The sequence below is a fragment of the Micromonospora sp. NPDC005252 genome, from assembly GCF_042872475.1.
GTDB lineage: Bacteria > Actinomycetota > Actinomycetes > Mycobacteriales > Micromonosporaceae > Micromonospora.
In genome coordinates, this window is the sequence record NZ_JBIAKN010000005.1 from 66,881 (window position 1) to 84,324 (window position 17,444).

General features: G+C 71.5%; 19 protein-coding genes. 9 read left to right on the top strand and 10 right to left on the bottom strand.

Translation table 11 applies throughout. From position 1 onward, the window contains the following. Window positions 1-26 precede the first annotated feature (26 nt). Together ACFYPH_RS16390 and ACFYPH_RS16395 are read right to left on the bottom strand one after the other, a co-directional pair. A complete protein-coding gene (locus ACFYPH_RS16390) occupies window positions 27-977 on the bottom strand; it encodes an SRPBCC family protein (RefSeq protein ID WP_387182460.1) in 951 nt (316 codons plus the stop codon). Between the two features lie 151 nt (window positions 978-1,128). Then, entirely contained in the window at window positions 1,129-1,635 is a 507-nt protein-coding gene (locus tag ACFYPH_RS16395; RefSeq protein WP_354862279.1) for a DUF6584 family protein, read from the bottom strand. A gap of 198 nt (window positions 1,636-1,833) precedes the next feature. On the opposite strand from ACFYPH_RS16395, the gene ACFYPH_RS16400 reads away from it, so the two are divergent. Next, entirely contained in the window at window positions 1,834-2,202 is a 369-nt protein-coding gene (locus ACFYPH_RS16400) for an SCP2 sterol-binding domain-containing protein (protein ID WP_387182463.1), read from the top strand. 5 nt (window positions 2,203-2,207) lie between these two features. Next, window positions 2,208-4,271: a glycogen debranching N-terminal domain-containing protein gene (locus ACFYPH_RS16405; protein WP_387183130.1), complete on the top strand. Its 2,064-nt coding sequence runs from the start codon at window positions 2,208-2,210 to the stop codon at window positions 4,269-4,271. A 3-nt stretch (window positions 4,272-4,274) separates the two neighbouring features. On the opposite strand, the gene ACFYPH_RS16410 is transcribed toward ACFYPH_RS16405, so the two are convergent. After that, window positions 4,275-4,988, bottom strand: a complete 714-nt coding sequence (locus tag ACFYPH_RS16410; RefSeq protein WP_387182466.1) for a helix-turn-helix domain-containing protein — start codon at window positions 4,986-4,988, stop codon at window positions 4,275-4,277. A 243-nt stretch (window positions 4,989-5,231) separates the two neighbouring features. Between ACFYPH_RS16410 and ACFYPH_RS16415 the strand changes: the two genes are divergently transcribed. Together ACFYPH_RS16415 and ACFYPH_RS16420 are read left to right on the top strand one after the other, a co-directional pair. Then, the gene (locus tag ACFYPH_RS16415) at window positions 5,232-5,897 is read left to right on the top strand and encodes a DUF4097 family beta strand repeat-containing protein (protein ID WP_387182469.1); all 666 of its coding nucleotides are present in this window, start codon (window positions 5,232-5,234) and stop codon (window positions 5,895-5,897) included. A 26-nt stretch (window positions 5,898-5,923) separates the two neighbouring features. After that, window positions 5,924-6,742, top strand: a complete 819-nt coding sequence (locus ACFYPH_RS16420) for an alpha/beta fold hydrolase (protein ID WP_387182472.1) — start codon at window positions 5,924-5,926, stop codon at window positions 6,740-6,742. Window positions 6,743-6,849: 107 nt separating this feature from the next. Here ACFYPH_RS16420 and ACFYPH_RS16425 read toward each other — a convergent pair whose 3' ends face one another. Genes ACFYPH_RS16425 through ACFYPH_RS16435 form a run of 3 tightly spaced genes read right to left on the bottom strand, consistent with a single transcriptional unit; the run spans window position 6,850 to window position 8,466 of the window. Further along, window positions 6,850-7,371: a DUF5990 family protein gene (locus ACFYPH_RS16425; protein WP_387182475.1), complete on the bottom strand. Its 522-nt coding sequence runs from the start codon at window positions 7,369-7,371 to the stop codon at window positions 6,850-6,852. 10 nt (window positions 7,372-7,381) lie between these two features. After that, window positions 7,382-7,981, bottom strand: coding sequence for a dihydrofolate reductase family protein (locus ACFYPH_RS16430; RefSeq protein WP_387182477.1), 600 nt, complete (start codon window positions 7,979-7,981; stop codon window positions 7,382-7,384). A gap of 32 nt (window positions 7,982-8,013) precedes the next feature. Continuing rightward, window positions 8,014-8,466, bottom strand: a complete 453-nt coding sequence (locus tag ACFYPH_RS16435) for a pyridoxamine 5'-phosphate oxidase family protein (protein ID WP_387182480.1) — start codon at window positions 8,464-8,466, stop codon at window positions 8,014-8,016. Window positions 8,467-8,529: 63 nt separating this feature from the next. Between ACFYPH_RS16435 and ACFYPH_RS16440 the strand changes: the two genes are divergently transcribed. Continuing rightward, a complete protein-coding gene (locus ACFYPH_RS16440) occupies window positions 8,530-9,063 on the top strand; it encodes a winged helix-turn-helix transcriptional regulator (RefSeq protein ID WP_387182483.1) in 534 nt (177 codons plus the stop codon). Here ACFYPH_RS16440 and ACFYPH_RS16445 read toward each other — a convergent pair. Both ACFYPH_RS16445 and ACFYPH_RS16450 read right to left on the bottom strand, forming a co-directional pair. Continuing rightward, window positions 9,060-10,580 (bottom strand): hypothetical protein, encoded by a 1,521-nt coding sequence (locus tag ACFYPH_RS16445; RefSeq protein ID WP_387182486.1) that lies wholly within the window; start codon window positions 10,578-10,580, stop codon window positions 9,060-9,062. The two genes, ACFYPH_RS16440 and ACFYPH_RS16445, sit on opposite strands and share 4 nt — an antisense overlap. A 13-nt stretch (window positions 10,581-10,593) precedes the next feature. Beyond that, entirely contained in the window at window positions 10,594-10,989 is a 396-nt protein-coding gene (locus tag ACFYPH_RS16450) for a hypothetical protein (RefSeq protein ID WP_355067248.1), read from the bottom strand. 245 nt (window positions 10,990-11,234) lie between these two features. On the opposite strand from ACFYPH_RS16450, the gene ACFYPH_RS16455 reads away from it, so the two are divergent. Next, window positions 11,235-12,326 (top strand): winged helix DNA-binding domain-containing protein, encoded by a 1,092-nt coding sequence (locus ACFYPH_RS16455; protein WP_387182490.1) that lies wholly within the window; start codon window positions 11,235-11,237, stop codon window positions 12,324-12,326. A gap of 150 nt (window positions 12,327-12,476) precedes the next feature. Then, on the top strand, window positions 12,477-13,163 hold the full coding sequence (locus tag ACFYPH_RS16460; protein WP_387182493.1) for a DUF4396 domain-containing protein: 687 nt from the start codon (window positions 12,477-12,479) through the stop codon (window positions 13,161-13,163). A gap of 80 nt (window positions 13,164-13,243) precedes the next feature. Here the strand turns inward: ACFYPH_RS16460 and ACFYPH_RS16465 are convergent, their stop codons facing one another. Further along, window positions 13,244-14,158: an SDR family NAD(P)-dependent oxidoreductase gene (locus tag ACFYPH_RS16465; protein ID WP_354860744.1), complete on the bottom strand. Its 915-nt coding sequence runs from the start codon at window positions 14,156-14,158 to the stop codon at window positions 13,244-13,246. 100 nt (window positions 14,159-14,258) lie between these two features. On the opposite strand from ACFYPH_RS16465, the gene ACFYPH_RS16470 reads away from it, so the two are divergent. After that, window positions 14,259-14,924: a TetR family transcriptional regulator gene (locus ACFYPH_RS16470; RefSeq protein WP_387182496.1), complete on the top strand. Its 666-nt coding sequence runs from the start codon at window positions 14,259-14,261 to the stop codon at window positions 14,922-14,924. Between the two features lie 84 nt (window positions 14,925-15,008). Then, window positions 15,009-15,893, top strand: a complete 885-nt coding sequence (locus ACFYPH_RS16475) for a S41 family peptidase (RefSeq protein WP_387182499.1) — start codon at window positions 15,009-15,011, stop codon at window positions 15,891-15,893. A gap of 79 nt (window positions 15,894-15,972) precedes the next feature. Here ACFYPH_RS16475 and ACFYPH_RS16480 read toward each other — a convergent pair whose 3' ends face one another. Next, window positions 15,973-16,974: a hypothetical protein gene (locus tag ACFYPH_RS16480; RefSeq protein ID WP_387182501.1), complete on the bottom strand. Its 1,002-nt coding sequence runs from the start codon at window positions 16,972-16,974 to the stop codon at window positions 15,973-15,975. Between the last annotated feature and the right edge of the window lie 470 nt (window positions 16,975-17,444).

Below are 17,444 nucleotides of genomic sequence, written 5' to 3' on the forward strand. Positions count from 1 at the left end.
GCGGTCCCTTTCGACGGCGTGGGTGGTCAGCGACGGGACGCCGGCAGCGGCTGCGCGGGCCGCTGCATGGCCTGCTGGCGTACGGAGATGCCGTTCGGGCTGCCCTCGGAGCGGACCACCTCGCCGGCCTCCAGCACCTGCTTGAACCGGCGCAGGTCGTCGCGGACCTGCTGCTCGGGCTCCGCACCGAAGAGCTTGGCCACCGACCGGCCCAGCGCGCCGGCCGGGGGCGCGTAGCGCAGTTGCACCCGTACCTCGGTGCCCCGGTCGCCCGGGGCGGGCGCGAACCGGACCCGCCCGGCGTTGGCCACCCGGGTGCCCGGCAGCGAGCGCCAGGTGATGGCCCTGTTCGGCTGGTCGTCGATGATCTCGGCGTCCCACTCGACGTGGCGACCGGCCGGGCCGCGCGCGACCCAGTGGGAGCGGCGCAGGTCGTCGGCGCGTACCGACTCCAGGTGCGCCATGAACTTCGGCAGGTTCTCCATGTCGCGCCAGAACCGGTACGCCTCCGCGGGCGACCGGTTCACGGTCACCGCGATCTCCATCCGGATCACCCGGGCGCGGGCCCGTCGCGCGCGGCCGGCGCCGATGGCGACGGCCGCGTCCAGGGCGGTGATGCCGGCGATCGCGGCGGTCGTCAGCGCCAGGCGCCGTCGGCGGTCACCCCGACGGTCGGCCATCGCCCGGCACAGCAGGGTGAGGTCGAGCGCGTCACCGGCCACCCGCGTCCACGCCCAGCCGACAGGGCGGCGGCCGGTGAGCAGGCCGACGGCGTGCACCAGCTCGCGCGCGCCGACGGCCGGGACGACCGCCTGCGTCGCCGGGGAGTCGTCCACCCCGGTCAGTCGCGCGAGGGATCGGGGTGCGGCCAGGGCGCCCACGCCCAGGGCCAGGCTCAACAGGCCCAGCGCCCTCGGCAGGGTCGTCGGGACCGGCCCGTCCAGCTCCGGCAGGAGCACCGTCTCGACTCGATCCATGTCCGGTCCCTTCCGCGGGGCCGTGCCCGCCGACGCGCGGCGCACCGGCGGTGGGTCCGCCTCCGTGACGCTATGCGGTACGCCCACCCCAGGAGACCGATTCGGGACAGAACGCCCAAAGGCCGCTCATCCCACGCGTACCCGGGTCCTCCTACAGCGCCCAGCGGAGCACGGTGATCAGGCCGACGACGGTGAGCGCCACCAGGACCAGACCGATCACGGTCGCCACCAGGCAACCCAGCGCGTCCCGCCACGAGTCGGGCTCAGCCGAGCGGGGGCCGAACTCGGTCCAGGTGACCGGGGCGGGGCCCTCCCGCTCGGCCTGGCGGACCAGCTGGGCGAGCCGCGCGCCCGCCACCGGCCCGAGCCGGTCGGTGGGGTCGGCGATCACCCTCAACGCGCGCAGACGTCGCCAGGCGCCCGGGTAGGACCTCTCGAACGCGACGACCTCCTGCGCGCCGGCGTCCTCGGTGAGGAATCCCCACCGCCCGGCCTCGGCCACGTTGCCCACCTGCCGGTACAGCGCGGCACGCCGGGAGCGCAGCTCCAGGTCGTCGGGGTACGCGGCGTTCAGGCTCGTCAGCCGCTGCATCGCGGGGTGGACGTGCCCACGCCGCAGGTCGGCCTCGACCTTCGCCAGTACGCGCTCTCTCGCCATGGCGGACATTGTGAGCGGTACGCCTGCCGCGCCGACATCCAAATTCCGCCGAGCCACTGTTCAGCCTCTGTCCGGCTGCCGACCACCTGGACCCGCTTCACGCTCTCGCCCTGAACGACGCCCGCGCTGAGCGTTAACAGCCCCCCGCAGCGGGTAGCCGCCATCCGTTTCTAACCAGCGCGCGCCCGGGGAGGTGGGATGTCGGCGACCAGTGCCTTCTTCGAGCGGCTGGCCGCTGCCTGCCGGGATCCGCGTTTTCAGAAGGTGTGCGGGAGCGTGCGCTTCGACATCGGGAGCGGGGACGACCTGGAGCAGTGGCTCCTCGTCATCGACCACGGCGACATGCAGGTGTCCAGGAGCGGCGACCCCGCCACCACCGTCATCACGGTGTCCGCGCAGGTCGCGGACGCGATGGCGCGCGGTGAGGTGAACGGGCTGGCGGCGATCACCCGCGGCGAGATCCTGGTCGACGGTGATCTCGGCCTGGCGTTGCGCATCGGACGGCTGTTTCCGCGAGCAGCCGGCCGCCCCACCGAGTCGGCCGGGCCAGCGGAACGTAGCCGATGAGGGACATCCCCGGCACCGTGTCGTGCATCGACGGGAACACGTTCATCGTGTCGGACGCCAGTGGCGACGTGCATTCCTCCCCTGCCACCCCGGTCGGGCTGTTCGCCGCCGACACCCGCTTCCTGTCCCGCTGGGTGCTCACCGTCAACGGTGAACGCATGGCCGCCCTGTCGGTGGACGACAGCCAGTACTACGAGGTCACGTTCTTCGTTGTGCCGGGCGGGGCGGTCGACTACGTCGAGGCGGACGTGTCCGCCATCCGGCGACGACACATCGGCCCGGACCTGACCGAGTCGCTGACGATCTTCAACTACGGTCAGTCGATTATCGACCTGGACGTCCGCCTGGAGGTGGCGGCCGACTTCGCCGACATCTTCGAGATCAAGTTCGACCTTCACGACAAGGTCGGCAGCTACTACACCCAGGTCGACGCGAACGAGTTGCGGATGGGCTATCGGCGCGGCACGTACCGGCGCGAGGTTGTCGTGTCGGCGAGCGAGCCGGCCACCATCGATCCGAGCGGCTTCCGGTTCGCCGTGCGCCTGGAGCCCGGGCAGCAGTGGACCACCCGGTTGCAGGCCGCCATGCGGGCACTGCGCCCGGACGGCGTCGACCTGCGTGACGCCCTACGGGCGCAGCGCCCGGACGACTCCACTCTGCCGGACAGCGTGCGGGAGTGGGTCGCGCAGGCGCCGACACTGGACACCGATAGCGCGGCGCTGCAGCAGGTGTACCACCGCAGCCTGGTGGACCTGGCGGCGCTGCGCTTCGCGCCGCTCTCGCTCGGCGGCGCGACCGTACCCGCAGCCGGGTTGCCCTGGTTCATGACCCTGTTCGGCCGCGACAGCCTGCTGACCTGCCTGCAGACCCTGCCCATCACACCGTCGTTGGCCCCGCCGACGCTGCGGATCCTCGCGTCGTTGCAGGGCGCCCGGTCCGACGACGTCCTGGAGGAGGACCCCGGCCGGATCCTGCACGAGCTGCGCTACGGGGAGTCTGCCGCGTTCGAGGAACAGCCACACTCGCCCTACTACGGCACCGTCGACGCGTCGCCCCTGTTCGTGGTGCTGCTCGACGAGTACGAGCGGTGGAGCGGCGACACCGCGCTGGTGATGGAGTTGGAGCAGGAGGCTCGCGCGGCCCTGACCTGGATCGACACGTACGCCGACCTGACGTCGACCGGCTACGTCTGGTACGAGAAACGCAACCGCGCCACCGGCCTGGACAACCAGTGCTGGAAGGACTCCTGGGACAGCATCTCCTACGCCGACGGCCGGCTGCCCGGGTTCCCGAGGGCCACCTGCGAGACCCAGGGGTACGCCTACGACGCCAAGATGCGCGGGGCGCGGTTGGCGCGCGCCTTCTGGGGCGACCCCGACTACGCCAACCGACTGGAACGCGAGGCGGCAGAGTTGTACGACCGCTTCAACCGCGATTTCTGGCTCGACGACGACGGCTACTACGCCCTCGCGCTCGACCCCGACGGGACGCCGGTCGACAGCCTCTCCTCGAACATCGGGCATCTGCTGTGGAGCGGCATCGTGCCACCCGAGCGGGCCGCACGTGTCGTCGAGCACCTGATGGGTCCGGCGCTCTTCTCGGGCTGGGGGGTGCGGACCTTCGCGGAGGGGCAGGGCCGCTACAACCCGCTCGGATACCACAACGGCACCGTCTGGCCGTTCGACAACTCCTTCATCGCCTGGGGCCTGCGCCGGTACGGGTTCGGCACGGAGGCCGGCCGCATCGCCGAGGGCATCCTGTCCGCCGCGACCTTCTTTCAGGGCCGGCTGCCCGAGGCGTTCGGTGGGTACGACCGCAGCACCACCCGCTACCCGGTCCGGTACCCGACCGCCGGCAGCCCGCAGGCGTGGTCCAGCGGGGCGCCCATGCTGCTGCTGCGCACCTTGCTCGGCATCGACCCGCACGACGACCATCTCGCCGTGAACCCCGCGTTGCCGGCCGCCTTCGCCCGGGTCGCGTTGCTGGACATTCCCGGCCGGTGGGGCCGGGTCGACGCGTTCGCCCGCCACCGGCCTGACCGGCCGCCGTCGACGGGCGGAACCGCCTGACGGTCACTCGGGTCTGCTGTGCAGGACGTCACGGGCCTGTTCGGCGGCACGGGTGATGCTCTCGCTGATGAAGTCCAGGAAGCGGGCGATGTTCTCCAGGCGGGCGGCGGCGGGGGTGTGCGGACCGAGGACGGCGACACCCTGGCGTGCCGTCTCGACGAGCTGGTCGTTGGCGCGGGCGCTGGCGATCGTCGCCTGGTAGAAGAGCTCGTTGTCGACGACGTAGCGGTCGCGGCGGCGCTCGTCGCGCTCCCGGCGCACGAGGCTCTGGCTCTCCAGGAAGGCGATCGCCTTGGAGATGGACGCCGGGCTGACCTGGAGGCGCTGGGCGAGCTCCGACGCGGTCAGGCTGCCCGTGTCGGTGGTGAACAGGCAGGTCAGCACCCGGGCCGACATCTTGTTCAGGCCCGAGGCCATGAGGACGGTCGTGAACGTCTCCTCGTACTCGGCGACGGCCTCGGCGTCACGGCCGTGCGGCTGCGGGACCGACTCGGCCGCCCGGGCGGAGGCGGGCGCGCGTCGGCGGGCGCGGCGTTCGGTGGCGCGGTGGGCCAGGTCGGCGCGGTAGGCGTTCGGACCGCCGTTGCGCAACACCTCGCGGGTGACCGTCGAGGTCGGACGGTCGAGCCGCCGGGCGATCTCGGCGTACGGCAGGCTGTCGGCCAGCCCCAGCGCGATCTGCTGGCGTTCCTGCTGGGTGAGTCTGCCTCCCGGCATCGCGACCTCCTCGGTGGTGGTTTCTCGGAGCGCCTCGGCGCGCTCCCACCATAGCGTTCACCCTCATCCGATTGCAATGGCTCATCGCCGTAGCGTTGCGTTATATTCCGAACCATTGCAACATTTTCAAGCCCTTGAGCTGCTGGTACGTTGATTTAGTGCAACAGACTTGTTGCCGGCTGATGGAAAGCAACGTAGCGTTTCCCACATCAGAAACACCGGAACGAGCACCAGGAGAACGTGATGCAGAGCTTCCCGACCCCCGCGCCCATCTCCGCCGTCCTGGACATCCCCGCCGGGCGCGTCCAGTTCATCGCCGCCGACCGCGCGGACACCACAGTCGAGGTCCGGCCCACCGACGCCGGCCGGAGCCGCGACACCCGGGCCGCCGAGCGGACCACCATCGCGTACGCCGACGGCGTCCTGCGGGTCACGACCGCGACCCCCGCCAACCAGCCCCTCGGCCCCTCCGGCTCGGTGGAGGTGACCGTCCAACTGCCCGCCGACTCCCGCGTCGAGGTCCGGGCCGCCAGCGCCGAACTGCGCGGCGTCGGACGCCTCGGTGACGTCACCGTCGACGGCGCGTACCGCCACATCAAGATCGACGAAGCCGCGAGCGTGCGTCTCACCGCGATCGACGGCGACGTCGAGGTCGGCCGGCTCAACGGCCCGGCCGAGATCAGCACGACGCGGGGCGACATCCTCGTCGCCGAGGCCCGGCGCGGCGCGGTCGTGCTGCGTACAGAGTCCGGCGACATCTCGGTCGCCGCCGCCAGCGGCGTCTCGGCCGCCCTGGACGCCGGCACCGGCCACGGCCGCGTCAGCAACGCCCTCACCAACACCGGCATCGCCGACCTCGACATCCACGCCACCACCTCGCACGGCGACATCACCGCCCGCAGCCTCTGAACCCCCAACCCCTCAGGAGTACGACCATGACGACGAACAATTCCTCCTCGACCAGCTCGACCTGGACCGGCATGGTGCCGGTCGACGACACGGCCCTGGCCGTCACCGACACCGGCGGTTCGGGCATCCCGGTGGTCTTCCTCAACGGCCAGTTCGCCACCCAGGGGTACTGGCGACGCGTCATCACCGACCTGGGCACCGGGTGGCGGCACATCACCTACGACGAGCGAGCCCGCGGCAGAAAGTCGGGGCGCTCGGCGGACTATTCGTTCGAGGCAGCCGTCCGGGACGTCGACGCCGTTCTCGCCGCCCGGGGCGTGGACCGGGCAGTGCTCGTGGGCTGGTCGTACGGCGCGGTCGTCGGCGCGCACTGGGCCAACCGGAACCCGCACCGTACCGTCGGCGCGGTGCTGGTCGACGGCGCGTTCCCGCACGACTGGCTGGACGAGGCCATGGAGCAGCGCATCCGGAAGCTGTTCCGGCGGATGCGCTGGTTCATGCCCCTGCTGCGCCCGACGGGCCTGGTCCCGCGGATGAACGCCGACGAGCAGGCGGAGAGCAACATCGAGTTGGGACGGCTCTCCGCCGAGCGCGAGCTGGGCCCGGTGCTCGACGCCATCACCGTTCCGGTGCGGTACGTGGTCGCGTCGGGGACGTCCTTCGGCAGCAAGGGCGACGAGCAGGAACGCATCCGTGCCAGCCTCGACGCGGTGACCGTCCGCAACCCGAACATCCGGGTCGGCGCGAAGGTCGCCAGCAACCACGGCGCGATCCTCAAGAAGGACTACGCGGCGGTCGCCACCGCCGTACGCGAGGTCGCCGCCCTCGACCACAAGGTCCGCTGACCCACTCCGCCCGCCGGGTCCCCCGGTCGCCTCGCGCGGCCGGGGTTGCCCGGTGGGCGACCCTGCGGGTCGTGGGCGCCCGCTACGACCTGGACAACGGGCGGGTCTCACTGGTGGCCTGACGACGTCCCCTCCCCCGGCCGTCCGTCCGGTACGGGCGGCCGGGTGGACGTCGCGGCCGGCGGCTGTCGCACCGTCCAGGTGATGGCGGGTGGGTGGACCCGAGCGCACACCGGCCCCCCGGTCGCGTCCGTCAACCCCAGACTGCCCACCAGCAGCCCGCCGCCCTCGTGCGCGGCGCGCAGCAGCTCGGTCGGAATGTCGGTGAACATCAGCTTCGCTCGCCGGAACATCGCGAACCCGTCATCGGACAGCGCGCCCCAGCTCAGATACAGAAACCGCGCTCCGGGGCGCCCGTGCACGAATGGTCCGCCGACGTCCAGCACCCCGTCGACCTCCCGGCTGGACACCTCGACGTTCCAGCTCGCCGTGCCCGCGTCGGCCCGTACGCGATCGATCACCTCGGTCTTGCGCTGGATTCCGACGTGCACGTTGCCGAGCCGCAGCGCGTCGGCGTCCGTGCCGGCGCGACGGCCTGGGAGGTCACTGCCCTCGATCCGGATCCGCACGCCACCGACTCTAGTTTCTCGGCGTCGACCGCCCGGTTGCAGCACCCCGCGGGCGGTACGTCATGAGGACGACGCCGGACTCGAAGGGTTCGGCGGACACCAGGTCCAGTCGTGCGGGCGGTCGCCCGCCGTCGAACAGCGCCTTGCCCTGGCGCAGGAACAGGGGGTGCACCAGGAGGTGGATCTCGTCGATGAGCCGGAGATCGGCAAGGGACCGGATCACCGCCAGACTGCCGTAGACCACGATGTCCCCGCCGGATTCACGCTTGATCTCGGCGATCTCGTCGGGGTCGATGCGCGCGATCCTCCGGGTGCCCCTCCAGTCTGCGATGTTGCCCGAGGCGGAGACGACGATCTTTTCCAGAGCGTCGAGTCGCTGGGCATATCCGCGGACGGCCGCCGGTTCGTCGGGGTTGCGGGCGGCCACCGGCCAGTAGCCGGCGAAGTCGGCGTGGGTGACCCGGCCCAGCATCAGGCTGCCGGCGCTCTCCACCAGATCCCGCTCGTACCTCTGCAGCTGGTCGTCGGCCAGCAGCCAGTCCATCTCGTCGTCCGGGCCAGCGACGAATCCGTCCAGGGTGATCCACATCGACACGACGATCTTCGGCATCCCAGTCCTCCATCATGGTGCGTTGATGCTGGTCAGCGACCGCCGCCGAGCGTGGCTCGGACGGGTTCCGGTGTCCGGTCGGGAAAGCGCTCCTGGAAGTCGACGACTCCGACCCACGTCGGGCGCAGGCCGATCCGGACCATCCGGAGGCCCGGCTTGTCGATCGCCGCGAGGTAGGCGTCGCCCACCTCGTCGCCCATCCCCGCGCGCTGGATGACGGCGTACTCCGGCAGGACGCCCTCGACCTCCGTCAGGGTGACCTTTCCGCGCAGCATGAGCACCTCGGGTAGCGCGTCGGCGGTGTCGATGCAGATCGCCACGTCCGGTCGGGCACGCAGGTCGCGGATCTTGTACGTGCCGGCGAACGCGCCGACGACCAGCTCGTCGCCGGTCCACAGGAAATTCACCGGGATCAGCCGCGGCGTCCCGTCCCCGCTGGTGTAGGCGAGCCGGGCCAGTGGCGCCACGAGCAGGCGCCGCGCCACGGGGGTGTCGAGCAGCTGCTCGGCCCCCGGCGTTTCAACGACCTGCTCGGCGGGCTCCCCGGGGTGAGCCCGAACGTGCTGAGCCAGCGGCTGCGCGAGCTGACCGAGCACGGCGTGGTGCGACGGCGGGACCTGGGGCCCCCGACGCGTGTCCACCTCTACGAGCTGACCGAATGGGGGCGCGCGCTGGAGCCCATCCTGCTGCAGTTCGGCCGCTGGGGCAGCCAGTCCCCGCAGCTACCCGAGGGCGCTCTCGGCATCGACTCCCTGCTGCTCACCATCAAGGCGGGGTTCGATCCGGCGCGAGCGGCCGATCTCCGCGGCGTCTACGCGTTCCACATCGACGCCGACACCTACCTCGCCGAGGTCGCCGACGACTCGGTGCAGCTGCGCCGCGGCACGACCCCCGAACCCGACGCGACACTCACCACCGACATCGACACCCTCCGAGCCGTCTGCGGGCACCAGATCACCGTGGCGGCGGCAGTGGACGCGGGCGTGCTTGACCTGACCGGTGACAAGGACGCCACGCAGCGCCTCACCGATCTCCTCCTGACTCCGTTCACACCCCGCGCCTTCGCCGACGACGGCACCTAGCGGGGCGGGTGACGCCGGCGCTGCCCCAGCCGGGCCAGCATGTTCTGGTACGCCTTGGTCCGGTCGGCCGCTCGCGGGGACAGCACGTCGGCGCTCATTCCCGCGGACGCTTCGCGCGCGGCAGCGGCGGCCGCCGCGTCGACGAGTGCCCGAAACGCTCGTTCCCGCTCCCGGTGCCGTTCGGACCAGGGTCGGACGGCTCTCGCGGCGAGGTACAGGCCGGCCGCGACGCAGCCGACCGCGATGAGCAGCAGGAACAGGAACGCCACCACCTCGTCGAAGGAGGGCAGAGCCCCGGCCCGGCCGACGGACCGCTCCAGTTGCCGGTCGTCGAGGGCGTCGAGGTAGTCGCCCGCGCCAGCTCCGCCCAGGACGACGAACACCAGGAAGGCGATCACCTGCATCAGCAGGCCGTACCGGGATCGATCGATCCAGGCGGCCGGCGAGGCCGGCCTCGACGCGTACGCCGCACCGAGCCGGAACGCCGACGGTACGAGCACGATCGCGGCGGCCAGCCCACCCGCCACGAGCTGGGCGCTCAGGATGCCCGCGACCCGCGGATCGGGCCAACCCCGGGCCAACCAGGTGACGAGGACGAGGAGGCCCGTCCACCCGGCGACGAACGTCAGCGCCCGCCGCACGGCTGCCGCCCGCGCCGCCGGCCTGGCCCGTTCCGCCTCGGCGGCCTGCCACTGGTCGATCTGCCGCTGCGCGGTGCGGCGCTCCTCGGCGGCCTGGCGTCGCTGCGCCTCCCGCCGGGCCCGCTCGTCGGCACGCCGGGCGTCGTCCGCGTCCCGCCGGGCGCGCTCGTCGGGGCCGACGAACGGCGCCAGCAGGTGGGGCCGGTTCGGCTCCCGCAGCGGATGCCGCGGTGGCAGGTCGGCGGGGGCGCGCCACCCGAGGTCGGTGCCGAGCACCACCCGCATTCCACCGACCAGCCGGTCGGGCAGGAGCGTCGCGACAGCCGAGGCGTCGCGTCGGGCGTCGAGGCCGTCGACGATGAGCACCAGCCGCTCGCCCCGCCGCTCGCACGCCTGGGCCGCGTCGACGTACCGGCCCAGCAGGTGCGCCTCCCGGGTGGACCCGGTGAGATGGCCCGGCATGGACCGGTCGGTCAGCTCGACCAACTGCTCCAGCACGACGTCGACGAACGCGTCGCGGGTCTCCCGCTCGGTGCGGCCGGCGACGACGAAGTACGACACGACCCGTACTCCCGGGGGCGGGTGGAGCACGAACCAGGACAGCAGCGCGGTCATCCCGGTGCCCGGGGCAGCCTCCCACCGCAGGTACGCGCCCGACCCGTCGCCGGTGCAGAAGGCCGCGAGCCGCGCCAGCTCGGCATCGCGGTCGAGCAGGTCGGCCGGGGCGATCCGGTGCACCTCCGCCAGGTACGCCGACCGTACGACCGGGCCGAAGTTGATGTACTGGCGGCTGTGGGGGCCGAACTGCACGCCCTGGGCGTGGCGGGCGTCGATGCCGCGCGACCGGTCGTCCTCCGGCTGCCCGCTGTCGCCCATCTGCCCGGTTGCCTCAGTTGAAGGTGATGTGCTGGGTGCTGTAGCTGCCGAGTTGGACGCCCTTCGCCCCGCGCAGGTCGACCTGCCCGATCTCGGTGCGCACCCCGGTCGCCTCGGCCCTCGCCAGTAGCTCCCGCGCGAGGCTGAGGATCTGCTCGTCCCGGTCGACGCCCGCGCGGGTGAGATCGTCGGCGAGGTGTACCTGCCAGACGCCCGAGTCGGTGCCCCCGGCCTCGAACGCTCGCAGCGCCTCCTGGCCCTCGCCGGTCAGCCGGCGACGCACCAGGCCCCGGAAGCTCTCGGCGGCATCGCGGACCGCGGCGCTTGTCGCGTCGGCCACGCCTGTCGACGCGCCGAGCGCCAGGGCGGCGAGAAGCAGTTCCACACCGTCCACGGGTACCTCCGTCATTGCTGCCATCAGCGTTCCCCTATTGCACCATCCGGGCGCCGCGTGTGGACACCCGCGCCAGCTCCCCCGCCGGGACCGGCGGAAGCGACGGCGACCGTCCACGCAGGTGAGTTCGGGCGTGCAGGGCGAGCGCGGCCAATGTGTCCGGATCACGACACGCCCAGGTGGAGTGAGCCGCGGCGGTTCCGGTACGGGCGCTGCACGCCTGGGCCCACCGCACGAGCCGCCGTGGCTAGGGTGCAGACATGGTTGATCGGCGCCAGGTGATGAACTTCCGCGTCCGGGCCCAGCAGCTCGACCGGGACGAGGGCACGCTCGCCGACACCGCCGTCCTCGACATCGGGGTGCAGAACACCGGTCCGGACGGGGCCCGGTGGGTCCTCGCTGTCCGTGGCGTCGACGTGACCGCGATGTCCGACGCGGACGTGGTCCTGCTGTGGACGGTGCGCGGCGCCCCGCACCTCTACCGCCGAGCCGACGTGGGCCACGTGGTGGCCGCTGTCGAACCGTTCTCCGATGCCGACGCGGGCAAGCGCATCTACGACGCCGCCAAGCCGTTGAAGGCCGCCGGCATCGACAACCTCGCCGCCCTCGACGAGGTGGCCGCGCGCATGCGGACCATCGTCACCACGCCGACGGTCAAGGGAGACGTCTCCGGCCGCCTGGCCACGGTGCTACCCGAGCCGTACCTGCGGTTCTGCCGGGTCTGCGACGCCACACACCTCTACGAGATGCCGTTCCGGCTCGCCGCCGCGCGGGCCGGCCTGGAGCTGCAACTCGACACCTCGCCGCCGATCCTGCGCCGCATCACCGGGTTCACGAGGGCCGCCGCCCCGGTCGACCGGTTCGACCTGATCCGCGCGTACCTTCGCCTGCTCGGCCCGGCCACCCCGAAACAGGTGGCCGGCTATCTCGACGCCCCCGTGAAGGACGTGAAGGCGCGCTGGCCCGACGACGTGGTCGAGGTGACGGTCGACGGCGAGGTGCGCTGGCTGCTGGCCGCCGACGACAAGGCGCTGGAGTCGTCCGACGCCACCACAACCCGCCTCCTCGGCCCGTTCGACCTGTTCCTGCAGGCCAGGGACCGGCTGACACTGGTGCCCGGCCCCGCCCACGCCAAGGAGTTGTGGCCGGTGCTGGGTCGGCCCGGCGCCGTCCTGGTCGACGGCGACCTGGTGGGCACCTGGCGACCCCGCAAGTCCGGCAGGACGCTCACGATCGCGGTCCAGCCCTGGCAGAGACTGTCGGCGGGGACGCGCGACGCCATCACCGCACAGGCCGAACACCTCGCCGCGCACCGCTCCGCCACGTTCGCGGGCGTCGACTTCGCCAGCTAGCGGCCAGCACGACGAACGGCCGATCGGCCGGTACGGACGAGTACGCCGTGAAAGACTGTGGGGCGTCCTCGGCCGTCGACACCAGTCAACGAGCCCCCTCCCCCATCGGCCGCGGCAGGCACCGGCGCCCGGCGCGTGGAAGGGGCGAGGATGCAGCCAACCTGGCTCGTGGCGCTCTCCTGGGCCTCGCTCGCGGTCGGCGTCGTCAGCTTCGCGATCGTCCTCGCCGACACCTATCTCTACGGGCACCGTCAGCCGGTCAAGGTCATGGAGATCGTCTGGCTGGTAACCGTCCTCTACGTCGGTCCGGCGGCCGTTTGCCTCTACTGGAAATGGGGCAGGCCCGAGGCGCTCTCGCCACGGCGGCGGGACGATCAACCTCGACGGCCCCACCGGGGCATCATCCTGACCCAGGTGTCCCGTTGTGGCGCGCACTGCGCTCTCGGCTTCATCGTCGCCGAGGTTGCCCTGTACGCCGTCAGATTCGACCCGGCCCAGAACGGGCTGTGGATCGCTTACGCCGGCGACTATCTGGCGGCGGTGACGATCGCTGTTCTCTTTCGGCTCTTCGACCGGCCGGATCGCAGCGTCGCACAGATCGGGTACGCGCTGACAACAGTCGTGAAGATCGAACTGCTGACGATCACCGCGTTCGAGGTGGCGCTGTTCGCGTGGCTGACGCTGGCGCATCACATGGTCTTTCCGGAACCACCCCTGCGACCCGACAGCCCTACATTCTGGTTCGCCGGCCAGATCGGGCTGATCGCTGGCTTCATCACGGCCTGGCCCGCCGCCTCCTGGCAGGTCGGCCGAGGGCTGAGCGTCGCGCCCCGCTGACGTCGCCAGACCTCACGCTGACGGTCGCGGCGGGACCCGTCCGGGCCTCGCCGCGACCGGTCACCTGCCTCGTGGCACGGTCACGCCGCGAAGGCTGCCTGGCCGACCGGGAACCGCACGCCGGTGAGGTCTTCCGAGACGGCCCAGAGGCGTTGTTGCACGGTCAGGTCGTAGGACTCGGGGCTGGAGGTGACCAGCTCCGGGTGGCCGCGCGTCTCGCCCAGGCCGTCGGGGCCGTAGTACTGCCCGCCGAGGACGGACGGGTCGGTGGCGGCCCGCAGGGTGGGCAACGCGCCGGCCGTCGCGGGCTGGGTGATCACCGGGGCGAGCCAGGTGATCGGTGCGCGGACGACCGCCGGGGAGTTGCGGACCAGTTCGGTGTTGGAGACGCCGGGGTGTGCGGCCACCGCGACCGTGGTGCCGTGCGGGGCGAGCCGGCGCTGCAACTCGTAGGTGAACATCAGGTTGGCGAGCTTGGACTGGCCGTAGGCGGCGACCCGGCCGTACGAACGCTCCCACTGCAGGTCGTCGAAGTGGATGGCGGCGCGGATGCGGTGGCCGACGCTGCTGACCGTGACCACCCGGGAGCCGGGCACGGGCAGCAGCAGGTCGAGCAGCAGCCCGGTGAGCGCGAAGTGGCCCAGGTGGTTGGTGCCGAACTGCATCTCGAAGCCGTCGCGGGTGGTCTGCTTCGGGGTGTACATCACGCCTGCGTTGTTGATCAGAAGGTCGATCCGCGGGTGGGCGGCGCGCAGGTCGGCCGCGGCCGCGCGCACGGAGTCCAGCGAGGTCAGATCCAGTTCCTGTACGGAGACGTCGCCGTTCATCCGGGCGGCGGCCCGCTTGCCCTTCTCGGTGTCGCGCACGGCCAGCACGACCGACGCCCCGCGCTCGGCGAGCAGCCGGGCGGTCTCGAAGCCCAGCCCGGTGTTGGCCCCGGTGACCACGGCCACCCGGCCGTCCTGGCGCGGAATCTGCTGCTCGGTCCAGTTCATCTCAGGCTCCCAATGTACCGCCGGTAAGTTATGCCTGAACGGTAAAGTACCGCCGGTACACTGTCAAGAGACCGGCGGTACCTAAGTTAGGGTTGGCGACATGACGTTCAAGCGGGCGCGCAGCGAGGAGCAGCGCGCGGTCCGGCGCCAGGCGATCCTGGAAACGACCTCGGCGATGCTCGACGAGATGCCGGTGGCCGAGGTGACGCTGAACGAGCTGAGCCGGCGGGTGGGCCTGGCCAAGACAGCCGTGCTGCGCTATTTCGAGTCCCGCGAAGCGGTGCTGCTCGACCTGATGGACGACCGGACGACGACCTGGCTGGCCGAGCTGGAGCAGGAACTGGGCCAGGGCGTCGACCCGAGCGGGTCTGCGCTGGAACGGGCCGAGCAGACGGCGGACGTGCTCAGCCGGTCGCTCGCCGCCCAGACGGTGCTCTGTGATCTCTTCGGTGCGCAGGGCGGGGTGCTCGAACACAACGTCTCGGTCGAGGCGGTCCGCCGGCACAAGCGCGCCTCACTGGCCAACCTCGCGGTGATGGCCGACCTCATCCGGCGGCACCTGCCCGAGGTCGGCGACCGCGCCGAGCTGTTCTGCCTGAACGCCTTGCTGATGGCTGGCGCACTGTCCGCCTACACCTCGCCGCCGCCGAGCCTGCTCGCCGTGTACGAGTCCGAGCCGGCGCTCGCGGTTCACCACATCGACCTGCGGACAGCCCTGCGGCTTGCCATCATCACATCGCTCGTGGGCATGCTGCCGCGCTCCTAGTCCGACGCGGCTCGGAAGCTCGGCACCCGGGGCTGCGCGGAATTCGATGGTCACGAGGCTGCTCACGGTCTACCGTGGCCCGCCGTGCTCTCAAACGAACAGATAATCGAACAGGCCCTGGATCGGATCGAGGCAGGGTACGTCTTTCCTGCGAAGGTCGCGGACATCGACGCCGCGATCCGGCGCCGCCTCAAGGCCGGCGAGTACGACGACCTGGACGGGCCGGCGCTCTGCGAGACGGTGACCGCTCACCTTCAGCAGGTGTGCCCGGACAAGCATCTGCGGCTGCTCTGGGCCGACCAGCCGCAGTCGCTCGATCCGGCGGACGAGGACGGGGGGCGGGCCGCGTTCCTCGCGCTGCTCAGGGCGGAGAACCAGGGGATCCGCCGGGTCGAGCAGGTGGACGGGAACGTCGGGCTGATCGACGTGCGGCGCATCGCGTACGCCGACGAAGGTGCCGCTGCGATCGGCGCGGCCATGCAACTGGTCGCCCTCAGCTCCGCGCTCATCCTGGACCTGCGCGCGTGCTCCGGCGGAGCACCGGAGGGAGCCGCGATGTGGTGCAGCTACTTCTTCCGCGACGATCAGGTGCACCTCAACGACTTCTACGAGCGGTCCACCGGCGCCACTCGCCAGTTCTGGACTGCCGCGCACCTTCCCGCGCCGCGCTATGTCGACCGCCCGGTCTCTGTGCTCACCAGCGCGATGACGTTCTCCGGGGGCGAGGACGTGGCGTACACCCTCCAGGCGCACGGCCGGGCGGTCGTCGTCGGCGAGACGACCCGCGGCGGCGCGCATCCGACGGCCCGCCACCCGATCACCGAACACATCCTGGTGACCGTGCCGACCGCCCGGACCATCAACAGCGTCACCGGCACCAACTGGGAAGGCGTCGGAGTGGTCCCCGACGTACCCGTCCCGGCCGACCAGGCACTCGACACGGCACTCAAGGCCATCTCGGGCGCATAGGCGCGCGCGGCGGGACCTCTCCGGGTCCCGCCGCGGTTCCGTGCTCCCTGCCGGTTGGGTGCGGACCGGGAACACCGCGTCAGGCGGTTGTCAGTCCTCGGGTCGCCAGCTCGCTGAGCGACGCGTCGCCGTTACCGCCGAGCGCCGCCCGAGCCACCGCCGGTTTGCGCAGCTCGAACACCTCGACGAGGATCGTCGGCGCCTCGGACCGGCGGCGGATCCCGTCGATCTCCTGCCGGTCAGGGTTGAACGGCAACGTCTGCCACTGGTTCGCGGTCTCCTGCCAGCCGGACGAGATGGCCGCGGCCAGGCCGTCGAGCAGGCTCTCGTAGTTCTCCGGGCTGATCGCGCGACCCAACCCGTACCGCTCGCGCAGGGCGAGAATCTTGGGCGGAGCCTCTCCGGAGTAGCTGTTGTTGATTCCGAGCCACCAGTGGGCGAAGTACGTGCCCTGGTAACCCTGGGCCAGGTAGCGCGACCCGTCGTGGTGCACCTCGATGATGAAGTTGTGCACCTGCGGGAACTGGCAGTCGAGCAGCAGGACGGTCTGGGCGTTGGCGGGCTGGACGAGCAGCGCCTGCTTGAGCGCGTCGCCCTTCCCCTTCCCGTAGGTTTGGCCGGACAGGCGGACGGGCTCGCCGCCCTTGTCGCGCAACTGCTCGCGAATCTGAAACGCGGCCATTCCACAGTTCGCCCACCTGCGGCTCTCGTCGCGCAACGTGATCTGCCGGTCGTCGGTCCGCCCCGTGCTCGCCACCGCCGCGTTGAGCTTCGCCAGGTCGTCGCCGCCGACAGCCTCGTCACGCTGCCGTTGGCTGTCGTCGGTGGCAAGGGCCATGTCGTTCCGCGCATTGCTGGTCGCGGCGGTGATGGCTTCGGCCCAGGTCCCGAAGCTTCGGTGCGGCACCAGCTTGCTCGCCGACCAGTTCACCAACGCCCCGACCACCTCGCCCGTGAGGTCGCTGGGCAGCAGCGGTTTGATCCGGGTCAGGATGTCGTGGCACGCCTTCTCGTCGGTCTCCAGGTTGGGGATTTGACCGTTCGGTGGGTAGGTGTCCCGCTCCTCCGCGATGATCAGCATCCGAACCTCCACTGTCCGCTGTCTACGACCGCCCCCACGGCGAGCCGGGTTCCAGATTGGACCCTCCGTGAGCGGACGAACACACAACGTCGGACTTCCGTCCCCGATCGCGACTTCGTCGCTCAGTCCGCGACGAGGCGTACCCGGTGGATCTGAGGTCCGGGTGAGGGCGGTGCGATCAGCGGGTGTGGCGGACGAGCGTCGCCAGTCGCGCCACGCCGGCCGGCGCCGGCTGCGCGCGGGGGACAACGGCGATCACGGTACGCGCCAGAGGCCGGCACCGAACCTCGGCCGGCGCGACAACTGTCCGCCTCGACGAGGGCCCGAGCCGCCCCACGCACGTCACCGAAGCTGGTGCGGTGCTGATTGTCGGACTCGACGGACGAAGCCCCCAGCCAATCGGCAGACTTACACGAGGGCGGGTATTGCTCGCGTATCAGTCATCGTGAGCTGCCGATTTCCTCGTGCGA

What these genes read in the sequence shown, in the direction of transcription:
- ACFYPH_RS16400 (WP_387182463.1), top strand. Translation starts at nt 1,834, where the DNA reads ATGTCGGCGACCAGTGCCTTCTTCGAGCGGCTGGCCGCTGCCTGCCGG.
- ACFYPH_RS16470 (WP_387182496.1), top strand. Translation starts at nt 14,259, where the DNA reads ATGACGTTCAAGCGGGCGCGCAGCGAGGAGCAGCGCGCGGTCCGGCGC.
- ACFYPH_RS16390 (WP_387182460.1), bottom strand. Translation starts at nt 977, where the DNA reads ATGGATCGAGTCGAGACGGTGCTCCTGCCGGAGCTGGACGGGCCGGTC.
- ACFYPH_RS16415 (WP_387182469.1), top strand. Translation starts at nt 5,232, where the DNA reads ATGCAGAGCTTCCCGACCCCCGCGCCCATCTCCGCCGTCCTGGACATC.
- ACFYPH_RS16465 (WP_354860744.1), bottom strand. Translation starts at nt 14,158, where the DNA reads ATGAACTGGACCGAGCAGCAGATTCCGCGCCAGGACGGCCGGGTGGCC.
- ACFYPH_RS16445 (WP_387182486.1), bottom strand. Translation starts at nt 10,580, where the DNA reads ATGGGCGACAGCGGGCAGCCGGAGGACGACCGGTCGCGCGGCATCGAC.
- ACFYPH_RS16395 (WP_354862279.1), bottom strand. Translation starts at nt 1,635, where the DNA reads ATGGCGAGAGAGCGCGTACTGGCGAAGGTCGAGGCCGACCTGCGGCGT.
- ACFYPH_RS16420 (WP_387182472.1), top strand. Translation starts at nt 5,924, where the DNA reads ATGACGACGAACAATTCCTCCTCGACCAGCTCGACCTGGACCGGCATG.
- ACFYPH_RS16430 (WP_387182477.1), bottom strand. Translation starts at nt 7,981, where the DNA reads ATGCCGAAGATCGTCGTGTCGATGTGGATCACCCTGGACGGATTCGTC.
- ACFYPH_RS16410 (WP_387182466.1), bottom strand. Translation starts at nt 4,988, where the DNA reads ATGCCGGGAGGCAGACTCACCCAGCAGGAACGCCAGCAGATCGCGCTG.
- ACFYPH_RS16480 (WP_387182501.1), bottom strand. Translation starts at nt 16,974, where the DNA reads ATGCTGATCATCGCGGAGGAGCGGGACACCTACCCACCGAACGGTCAA.
- ACFYPH_RS16450 (WP_355067248.1), bottom strand. Translation starts at nt 10,989, where the DNA reads ATGACGGAGGTACCCGTGGACGGTGTGGAACTGCTTCTCGCCGCCCTG.
- ACFYPH_RS16460 (WP_387182493.1), top strand. Translation starts at nt 12,477, where the DNA reads ATGCAGCCAACCTGGCTCGTGGCGCTCTCCTGGGCCTCGCTCGCGGTC.
- ACFYPH_RS16455 (WP_387182490.1), top strand. Translation starts at nt 11,235, where the DNA reads ATGGTTGATCGGCGCCAGGTGATGAACTTCCGCGTCCGGGCCCAGCAG.